At 61.6% G+C, this 9,583-nt stretch carries 10 protein-coding genes; 8 read left to right on the top strand and 2 right to left on the bottom strand.

Annotated elements, in window-relative coordinates; genetic code table 11:
* The first annotated feature begins 267 nt into the window (after positions 1-267).
* A complete protein-coding gene (locus JJ869_RS19315; RefSeq protein ID WP_292269699.1) occupies positions 268-999 on the top strand; it encodes an RlmE family RNA methyltransferase in 732 nt (243 codons plus the stop codon).
* A 79-nt stretch (positions 1,000-1,078) separates the two neighbouring features.
* Here the strand turns inward: JJ869_RS19315 and JJ869_RS19310 are convergent, their stop codons facing one another.
* The gene (locus JJ869_RS19310) at positions 1,079-1,291 is read right to left on the bottom strand and encodes a hypothetical protein (RefSeq protein WP_292269696.1); all 213 of its coding nucleotides are present in this window, start codon (positions 1,289-1,291) and stop codon (positions 1,079-1,081) included.
* Between the two features lie 174 nt (positions 1,292-1,465).
* On the opposite strand from JJ869_RS19310, the gene JJ869_RS19305 reads away from it, so the two are divergent.
* The 7 genes from JJ869_RS19305 to JJ869_RS19275 all read left to right on the top strand — a co-directional run bounded on the left by JJ869_RS19305 (position 1,466) and on the right by JJ869_RS19275 (position 9,218).
* The gene (locus tag JJ869_RS19305; protein WP_292269693.1) at positions 1,466-2,380 is read left to right on the top strand and encodes a 3-keto-5-aminohexanoate cleavage protein; all 915 of its coding nucleotides are present in this window, start codon (positions 1,466-1,468) and stop codon (positions 2,378-2,380) included.
* A 1-nt stretch (position 2,381) separates the two neighbouring features.
* Positions 2,382-3,005: an SGNH/GDSL hydrolase family protein gene (locus JJ869_RS19300; protein WP_292269690.1), complete on the top strand. Its 624-nt coding sequence runs from the start codon at positions 2,382-2,384 to the stop codon at positions 3,003-3,005.
* The gene (locus JJ869_RS19295) at positions 3,002-3,763 is read left to right on the top strand and encodes an SDR family oxidoreductase (RefSeq protein WP_292269686.1); all 762 of its coding nucleotides are present in this window, start codon (positions 3,002-3,004) and stop codon (positions 3,761-3,763) included. Before JJ869_RS19300 ends, JJ869_RS19295 begins: the two co-directional genes overlap by 4 nt.
* Positions 3,760-5,175 carry a carnitine 3-dehydrogenase gene (locus tag JJ869_RS19290; protein ID WP_292269684.1) on the top strand — a complete coding sequence of 472 codons (1,416 nt, stop codon included), beginning with the start codon at positions 3,760-3,762 and terminating at the stop codon, positions 5,173-5,175. Before JJ869_RS19295 ends, JJ869_RS19290 begins: the two co-directional genes overlap by 4 nt.
* Positions 5,172-6,332 carry an acyl-CoA dehydrogenase family protein gene (locus JJ869_RS19285; protein WP_292269681.1) on the top strand — a complete coding sequence of 387 codons (1,161 nt, stop codon included), beginning with the start codon at positions 5,172-5,174 and terminating at the stop codon, positions 6,330-6,332. Before JJ869_RS19290 ends, JJ869_RS19285 begins: the two co-directional genes overlap by 4 nt.
* A gap of 94 nt (positions 6,333-6,426) precedes the next feature.
* Positions 6,427-8,436, top strand: coding sequence for an acetate--CoA ligase family protein (locus JJ869_RS19280; RefSeq protein WP_292269679.1), 2,010 nt, complete (start codon positions 6,427-6,429; stop codon positions 8,434-8,436).
* On the top strand, positions 8,433-9,218 hold the full coding sequence (locus tag JJ869_RS19275) for a carnitinyl-CoA dehydratase (RefSeq protein WP_292269677.1): 786 nt from the start codon (positions 8,433-8,435) through the stop codon (positions 9,216-9,218). The genes JJ869_RS19280 and JJ869_RS19275 overlap by 4 nt, the downstream gene beginning before the upstream one ends.
* 69 nt (positions 9,219-9,287) lie before the next feature.
* On the opposite strand, the gene JJ869_RS19270 is transcribed toward JJ869_RS19275, so the two are convergent.
* The coding region (locus JJ869_RS19270) for a hypothetical protein (protein WP_292269674.1) at positions 9,288-9,583 on the bottom strand (296 nt) is incomplete at its 5' end.

Below are 9,583 nucleotides of genomic sequence, written 5' to 3'. Positions count from 1 at the left end.
GCTCAGGCGGGCAAGCAGGCGGCCGAATTCGGTCGGATCGAAGCGGGGCATGGCGGGTCTCCTCGGGCCTCGGAAGCCTCAGCATACCTCACTGGCACGTAAGAACAAAGAGCGAACCAACACGATTTGCTGACACCGCCAGGTCATATGTGTAGTTGCAAACCAAGGTGGTATGTTTGGTCTTAAGCGGCTAGATTTTCTTTGCCCCATGACCTTCCCCCAAACCCATGCTACACCGCCCTCCGAACCATCACGAAGGGCGCAGACATGGCCAAGACCCCAACCGGCAAGACCCCGGACGGCAAGAACACCTCCGGGCGCGGACAGCGGGACCTCAAGGTCAAGGTGAAATCCGCGCGGGGTCGCAAGCTCAGCTCGACCCGCTGGCTGCAGCGGCAGTTGAACGACCCCTATGTCAAGCGCGCGCAGGCCGAGGGCTACCGGGGCCGCGCCGCCTACAAGATTCTCGAACTCGACGAAAAGTACCGCTTCCTCGTCCCCGGCGCGCGCGTCGTCGATCTGGGCTGCGCCCCGGGCGGCTGGTGTCAGGTCGCCGTCAAGCGGGTGAACGCCCTGGGCGAGAAATCCGGCAAGAAGATCGGCACCGTGCTGGGCATCGACCTGCAGGAGGTCGAACCCATTGCCGGGGCTGAGATTCACCAGCTTGATTTTCTCGAGGACGATGCCGACGAAAAGGTAAAGGAATGGTTGGGCGGCCGCGCGGATGTGGTCATGTCCGACATGGCCGCCGCCAGTTCCGGCCACAAGCAGACCGACCACCTGCGCATCATCCACCTCTGCGAAACCGCCGCCCATTTCGCCTTCGACGTGCTCGAAGACGGCGGCACCTTCGTCGCCAAGGTTCTGGCCGGCGGGGCCGAGGGCGAATTGCAGAAGCTGCTCAAGCAGCGTTTCACCAAGGTGATGAACGTCAAGCCGCCCGCGTCCCGCTCGGACAGTTCCGAAAAATTCGTCGTCGCAACCGGATTCAAGGGTTGAACCGTACGGTTCGGGTGGTTTTTCGGCCCAACCGTACGGTCCGTGTCGAACCGTACGGATGAACCGTGAGGTTCGACCTCTACCGTACGGTTGAACCTTGCGGTTCAACGGGTCGAAGCGAACGGTTCGCCCGTTCCCGCAGCGCAAGCGCGATGTCCGGGCGCTGCATCTCAGGCCCCGGATAGGCCCGTCCAGCCCCCGTCTGAAGCTGCTCCTGACGGTGCAATTCAAACAGTTTAGCCCGACGCGCGTCGGTATGACCTGCCTTCTGCAGGTCAGGATAATGTCGCATGATGCCTCCCCAGGCGATGTGGCGCAAACCCGGCGATATCGTTGATTTAAGGCGATTTTATGCCGGAAATCGGGCGCTTTTGGCTGTCGGGAATGGTTTTGCTTTTGTCGCAATCCCCATTGCACTCGCATGCGTTTGCACCCAGTCTCCGCCCAAAGACGAGGGAGGACGACCATGCCACTGACCATGACCCAAAAGGTCTTCATCACCTGCGCCGTCACCGGCTCCGGCAGCACCCAAAACCGAAGCCCCCACGTCCCCAAATCCCCCAAAGAGATCGCCGACAGCGCCATCGCCGCCGCCAAGGCCGGGGCGGCCATTGTGCATTGCCATGTGCGCGACCCGGAGACGGGTGCGCCTTCGCGAAAACTTGAGTATTACCGGGAGGTTACGGACCGTATTCGCGATGCGGAGGTGGATGTCGTTCTCAACCTCACAGCTGGCATGGGCGGCGATATCACCTTCGGATCCACTGAAAATCCGCTCCCCGTGAACCCCAAAGGCACCGATATGGTGGGGGCCGAAGAGCGCGTGGCGCATGTGGCGGAGTGCCTGCCGGAGATCTGTACGCTCGACTGTGGCACGATGAATTTTGCCGAGGCCGATTACGTGATGACGAACACACCGGGCATGCTCCGCGCGATGGGGAAGATGATGACCGATCTGGGCGTGAAGGCCGAGATCGAGGCGTTCGACACCGGGCATCTGTGGTTTGCCAAAGAATTGGTGAAGGAAGGCATCCTAGAAGACCCCGCGCTCGTGCAGCTTTGTATGGGGGTGCCATGGGGCGCGCCGAATGATCTCAACACCTTCATGGCGATGGTGAACAACGTGCCGGACAATTGGACCTTCAGCGCGTTCTCCTTGGGGCGCAACCAAATGGCCTATGCGGCGGCTGCGGTTCTTGCGGGCGGTCATGTGCGGGTGGGTCTTGAGGACAACCTGTGGCTCGACAAGGGTGTGCTTGCCACCAACGCGCAACTGGTCGAAAGGGCTGTGGGCATTGTCGAAGGCATGGGCGCCAAAATCATGGGGCCGCAGGCTGTGCGCGACAAGCTGGGCCTGACCAAACGCGCGCCACGAGGCTGAGATGGCGGTCATTCTCTGTTACGGCGACAGCAACACGCACGGCACCAAGCCGCTGACGCAGGTGGGCAAGTTCGAACGCCACGGTCCCGGAGATCGCTGGCCTGATGTGATGGCGACAGCCCTTGGTCCCGACCACACTGTGATTTCCGAAGGTTTGCCCGGGCGGACAACCGTCCATGACGATATTGTTGAAGGCGGGATGCGGAATGGCCTCACCGTGCTGCCGGCGATCCTGCACAGCCATCGACCGATTGATCTGATGGTTCTGATGCTGGGGACAAATGACCTCAAGAACCGGTTTTCGGTGACAGCGTTTGAGATTGCCCGCTCTCTGGAACGGTTGATCGTGACCACGCGGAACGAGATCGAGGTAAACGACATCCTGCTGGTCTCTCCGGTGCCTGTGAAAGAGGCTGGGGTGCAGGCAAATGCCTTTGCCGGTGCCGAGGCGCGTCAGGTGGGCTTGGCAGAGCATATCGCTGCGGCGGCGGAGCGGCAGGGTTGCGGCTTTCTGGAGGCCGGGCAGCATGTGGCCGTGTCGGATGTAGACGGCATCCATTGGGAGGTCGACGCGCATCATACCTTTGGCGCGGTGATGGCCGAGGCTGTGGCGGCGCGGCTATGAGGCACGTCGTCATCACCGCCGGCGCGTCCGGTCTTGGGCGTGCAATGGCAGAACGGTTCATGACCGAAGGCGACCGCGTCGCCATCTGCGATGCGGACCCAAATGCGGTAGCAGCATTTGCGGCGGCGCATCCCGACCAGATCGCCTGCGTGGCGGATGTCACCGACGAGGTCCAGATGCAGGCGTTCTTCGACCGGATCGACGCCGCTTGGGATCAGGTCGATGTGGTCTGCGCCAATGCCGGAATCGGTGGGCCTGCGGGGCGGATCGAAGACCTGAGCCTCGCGGATTGGAACCGCTGTGTTGAGGTGAACCTGTCGGGCACGTTCCTCACCTGCCGCTGGGCCGCGCGGCGGATGCGGGCAGCCGGGCAGGGGTTGATCGTCCTGACCTCTTCGACCGCCGGGCAGTTTGGCTATCCGCTGCGGTCTCCCTATGCCACGGCGAAATGGGGCATTGTCGGCCTGACCAAGACCCTTGCGATGGAGCTTGGCCCGGCGGGGGTGCGGGTGAACGCGATCTGCCCCGGTGCTGTCGAGGGCGACCGGATGGACCGGGTGGTGGCGATGGAGGCCGCCGCAACAGGCAAGACCCATGACGAGGTGCGCGCGCTTTACGTCAAGGGCGTGTCGCTGCGCACATGGGTGACGGCTGAGGATGTGGCGGACACGGTGGCGTGGCTTGCCTCGCCGCACGCGAAACGGATTTCTGGCCAGATCGTGGCCATCGACGGACATACGGAGACTTTGACACCATGACCAAGGTAGCGGCCATCATCGGCGGTGGCGTGATTGGCGGCGGCTGGGCCGCGCGATTTGCCCTTATGGGATGGGAGGTGCGCGTGTTTGACCCCGATCCCGAGGCAGAGCGTAAGATCGGCGAGGTCATGGGCAACGCGGCATGGGTTTTGCCGATGCTCTATGAAGCGCCGATGCCAAATCGCGGGCAGATTCGGCTGGTTGAAACAGTCGCCGAGGCGGTAACCGGTGCGGACTGGATCCAGGAAAGCGTGCCGGAGCGGCGCGACATCAAGCACCGGGTGATTGCCGCGATACAGGGGGCGTGCCCTGAAGGCGCGGTTCTCGCGTCATCGACCTCCGGGTTCAAGCCGTCCGAGTTGCAGGAGGGCGCCGCGCGCCCCGGCCAGATCGTCGTCGCGCATCCGTTCAACCCGGTCTACCTTCTTCCTTTGGCCGAATTGGTGCCGAGTGCGGCCACTGACGAGGCCATCATCGCGCGGGCCAAGGAGATCCTGACGGCCATCGGCATGTACCCCCTGCATGTCCGCGCCGAAATCGACGCTCATATCGCGGACCGTTTCCTTGAAGCGGTCTGGCGCGAGGCGCTCTGGCTGGTCAAGGATGGCATCGCAACAACCGAGGAAATCGACAACGCGATTCGCTATGGGTTCGGGCTGCGTTGGGCGCAGATGGGCCTGTTCGAGACCTATCGCGTGGCCGGTGGCGAGGCCGGGATGCGGCACTTCATGGCGCAGTTCGGGCCGTGCCTGCAATGGCCGTGGACCAAGCTCACGGATGTGCCCGAGTTTACGGATGAGCTGGTGGACCTGATCGCTGGCCAGTCGGACGCGCAATCGGGGCATATGGGCATCCGCGATCTCGAACGCCTGCGGGACAACAATCTTGTCGCCATCCTGCGCGGGCTCAAGCAGCAAGGGGCCGGGGCCGGAAAGTTGATCCTCGAGCATGACACTGCGTTGCGCGGGCCTTTGGGGGACGAGGTGCCACTGGTGACGGTGCGCCGGGTGGTGCCGGTCGATTGGACCGACATCAATGGTCATATGAACGAAGGGCGGTACGGTCAGCTGTTCAGCGATGCGTCAGAGGAGTTGATGACCCATGTCGGCGCGGACCGCGACTACATCGCGGCGGGAAACAGCTATTTTACGGCTGAGACAACCATCAAATATCTCAATGAGACCCATGCGGGAGAGGACATCTATGTCACCACGCTGGTTGTTCTGGGCGAGGGCAAGAAGCTGAAGCTCTTGCACCAGATGCACCGAGCATCGGACGATGAGTTGCTGGCGACTTGCGACCAATTCCTGCTGCATGTGTCGCTGGAAACGCGCCGGTCTTGCCCTCCTTTGCCGAATGTCCTCGAGTCGGTTGAGGCTTTGGCCCTGAGACACGCGGAGGCGGGGGCATGAATTTCGGGTTGAGCGACGAACAGGAGATGCTCGTCTCCACCGTGCGCGATTTCGTCGAGCGCGAGATCTATCCGCATGAGACAGAGGTGGAACGTACGGGCGAGGTTCCGCACGATGTGGCGCAAGAGATCAAACGCAAGGTGATCGACCTTGGGTTCTACGCCTGCAACTTCCCCGAAGCGGTGGGCGGTGCGGGGCTATCGCATCTGGATTTCGCGCTGGTCGAACGCGAGTTGGGACGCGGGTCGATGGCGCTCACGCATTTCTTTGGGCGGCCGCAAAACATCCTGATGGCCTGCGAGGGGGATCAGAAGGAAAGGTATCTGCTGCCTGCGGTGCGTGGCGAGCGGATGGACGCGCTTGCCATGACAGAACCGGAGGCCGGATCGGATGTGCGCGGCATGTCCTGCACCGCGCGGCGTGATGGTGGCGATTGGGTCGTCAATGGAGCCAAGCATTTCATCTCGGGTGCGGATCACGCGGATTTCTTCATTGTCTTCGTTGCAACAGGTGTTGATGAGACGCCGAAGGGGCCAAAGAAGCGCATCACCTGTTTCCTCGTGGACCGTGGACATCCCGGCTTTACCGTGCGTGATGGCTACAAATCGGTCAGCCACCGGGGCTACAAGAACTGCATCCTCGAATTCGATGATTGCCGGTTGAGCGATGCGCAGGTTCTGGGCGCGGTCGATGGCGGGTTCGAGGTGATGAACACCTGGCTTTATGCCACGCGGATCACGGTGGCGACGATGAGCGTGGGCCGGGCGCGGCGCGTGTTTGACCATGCGCTGTCCTACGCCGCCGAGCGCAAGCAGTTCGGCCAGCAGATCGGCAAGTTTCAGGGGGTCAGCTTTCAGATCGCCGACATGATCACCGAGATTGATGCGGCGGATTGGTTGACCCTGTCGGCGGCGTGGCGGCTCGATCAGGGGCTGCCCGCGAACCGCGAGATCGCCAGCGCCAAACTCTACGCAAGCGAAATGCTGGCGCGGGTGACCGATGCGACCCTGCAAATCCATGGCGGGATGGGGCTGATGGACGACTATCCCATCGAACGCTTCTGGCGCGATGCGCGGGTTGAGCGGATTTGGGACGGCACTTCGGAAATCCAGCGCCACATCATCAGCCGTGATTTGCTGCGACCTCTCGGAGCATGACGCCAGTGTTTAACGGTTTCTTCAGCCCGGGGCCCGATTCTTCGCAGAAGAATCGTGGTGCCGCGTGGGCCCAATGCAAAACCCGGTGCGAAAAATGACGCAGAGCGGGGTTGAGCGCCTTTTCAAACCGGCGTCGGTTGCTGTCATTGGCGGCGGAGCATGGTGCCGTTCGGTAATTGCATCGCTCGCCCGCATGGGGTTCGCCGGCCCTGTTTGGCATGTCCATCCGACCGCCGAAGGGGCGATCCGGTCTATTGCAGATCTGCCTGCATCGCCTGATGCCTGCTTTCTCGGCGTCAACCGCAATGCCACCATCGCGTGCCTGCGCGAACTGTCGGTTTTGGGGGCCGGGGGCGCGGTCTGTTTTGCAAGCGGCTTTGCCGAGACCAGCGACGGCGCCGCCTTGAACAGCGCCCTTGTTGAGGCAGCGGGGGACATGACGGTCATCGGACCCAACTGTTACGGGTTTGTGAACGCGCTGGACCAAGTCGCACTCTGGCCTGATGTGCATGGACTGATCCCGGTCGACAGTGGCGTGGCAATTCTCACGCAAAGTTCGAACATTGCCTTGAACCTCTCGATGCAACGGCGCGGCTTGCCTATCGCGTTTCTGGGTACGGCAGGCAACCAGGCTCAGATCGGGCTCAGCCAGATCGCACAGGCTTTGATACAGGATCCAAGGATCACCGCGCTTGGGTTGCATATCGAAGGTGTTGGTGATCTTTCGGCCCTGCAAGACCTGATGAAAGAGGCGCATCTCCTCGGCAAACCAGTCATCGCATTGAAGTCCGGACGGTCGGAAGCGGCACAGACCGCGGCCTTGTCGCACACGGCGTCACTGTCGGGTTCTGATGCCGGGGCCACCGCCCTGTTCGATCGGTTGGGAATCCTGCGGGTCCGGTCACTTGATGCCCTGATCGACGCCTTGAAACACGCGCATCTCTACGGGCCAACAGCGCCGGGCGCCATTGCGTCACTGTCCTGTTCCGGCGGCGAGGCGAGCCTCATGGCCGATGGCGGAGACGCGCGTGGATTGACCTTTGCCCCTTTGACCCAAGCGCAGGACGCGGCGCTCTATGATGTGCTGGGTCCACTGGTCACCCGCGCCAACCCGCTCGATTATCATACCTTCATCTGGAACGATGCGCCCAAGATGGCCGAGGTCTATGCGATCATGGCATCCGGTCCGGCGGCACTCACTGTAATCGTGGTCGATTTCCCAAGGCCGGATCGATGTCAGACCCACGCATGGGATTGCGTCGAAGAGGCTGCAATCCTCGCCCGTCAGCGCACCGGCAAAAAGATTGCTCTGCTGACGTCCTTGTCGGAGTCCTTGCCTGAGGACATGTCGGCGCGGCTCATGCAGCATGGTATCCTGCCGTTGCACGGTCTGGATGCCGCGCTGGATGCGCTTGCGGTCATTTATGGCCCTCGACATGGTGCAGACCCCGATCGCCCGATCCCCAAACCCGGTCTTCATATTGAGACCATCATGCGCGACGAGGCCGAAGCCAAATCCGTCCTCGCGGGATGCGGCCTTGATGTGCCGCGCCACGCTCTGGCGTCGTCACCGGAAGAAGCCGGACAGCATGCAAAGCCCATGTTGCCAATTGTCCTCAAAGCGCGTGGTCTTGCCCACAAGTCCGAGATGGGCGGCGTCGCATTGAACCTGTTGGATGCAGAGCAAGTGATTTCGGCGGCTTCCGCAATGACTTGTGACACCTATTATATAGAAGAGATGATCACCGATGGCGTGGTTGAACTTCTGATCGGGATCGTGGCCGACCCGGCCCATGGCTACGTGCTGACACTGGGGGCAGGGGGCGTGCTGACCGAACTGTGGCAGGACACCTGCCATCTGCTTGTCCGCGCCACCGAAGCCGAGATCACAACAGCGCTGGACACTTTACGGATCGCACCGCTTCTGTCTGGATACCGAGGCAAACCTGCAGCCAATCGCACTGCCTTGATTGCGGCTGTTCGCGCCGTGCAGGACTACGTTGTTGCGCGGACGGGCGGCGTGGCTGAGATTGAGATCAATCCACTGATCGTCACCCCGACCCGCGCGGTTGTGGCGGACGCACTGATCCGGGAGGAGCCATGATGGACAGCCCTTTACACGTGACACGGGACGGTCACGTCCTTGAAGTGGTGCTCAACCGACCGAAGGCCAACGCAATCGACCTGCAAACAAGCCGCGCCATGGGCGAGGTGTTTCGGGACTTCCGGGATGACCCGGAACTGCGCGTGGCAATCATCACCGGAGCGGGAAAGAAGTTTTTCTGCCCCGGATGGGATCTCAAGGCAGCATCTGAGGGCGACGCGGTCGATGGTGACTATGGCGTCGGAGGCTTTGGAGGGCTTCAGGAACTGCGCGACCTGAACAAGCCGGTGATCGCGGCCGTGAATGGCATCTGTTGCGGAGGTGGTCTGGAACTGGCCCTGAGCGCCGACATCATCCTTGCCGGCGATCACGCGAGCTTTGCGTTGCCCGAGATCCGTTCTGGCACGGTGGCGGATGCGGCATCGGTGAAGCTGCCGAAACGCATTCCTTATCACATCGCGATGGAGATGCTGCTGACCGGGCGCTGGCTCGATGTTGAAGAGGCGGCACGCTGGGGGTTCGTCAACCATATATACCCCGCAGCCGAGCTTATGGCCGAGGCACGCAGGATGGCCGCGCTTTTGGCCTCCGGGCCGCCGCTGGTTTATGCCGCGATCAAGGAGATCGTGCGCGCGGCCGAGGACACGGCGTTTCAGGACATGATGAACCGGATCACCAAACGGCAATTGCCAACAGTGGACATTCTCTATGCGTCTGAAGACCAGATGGAAGGTGCGCGCGCCTTCGCGGAAAAGCGCGATCCGGTGTGGAAGGGTCGGTGACTCGGACTCAAAAGATCAGGTGACGCGGGGGCATGTGTGGGTAAGCCTGTGGATTATCACCGGACGATGTCACATGACATCGTGGCCGTAACAGACTAGGGACAATTTTTCCGGTTTATGGTGAATAAAAAGATTTAAAGACAACGGCTTAGAGTAAATTTGACGAATTTTCAGATTTTCGGATTTTTCCTCTTGCGGTCCTGCGGCGCGGACTCTAAATACCTCTTCACCGGCGGCGCTGAGGCGGATGTTGGGACATCGGACGGGGCGTTGGTTGCTTACGGTGGTGGATAATTCAGGGGTATATGAGGGCGGGCGCGCCGTGAAGTTAGGGCGCACTGGTCTTGTTGTTTGTCTCTGAGTTG

Source organism: Marivita sp., from assembly GCF_017643905.1.
GTDB lineage: Bacteria > Pseudomonadota > Alphaproteobacteria > Rhodobacterales > Rhodobacteraceae > Marivita.
The sequence above is the reverse complement of the archived record's forward strand: the minus strand, read 5'-3'. Positions and strand labels throughout refer to the sequence as shown.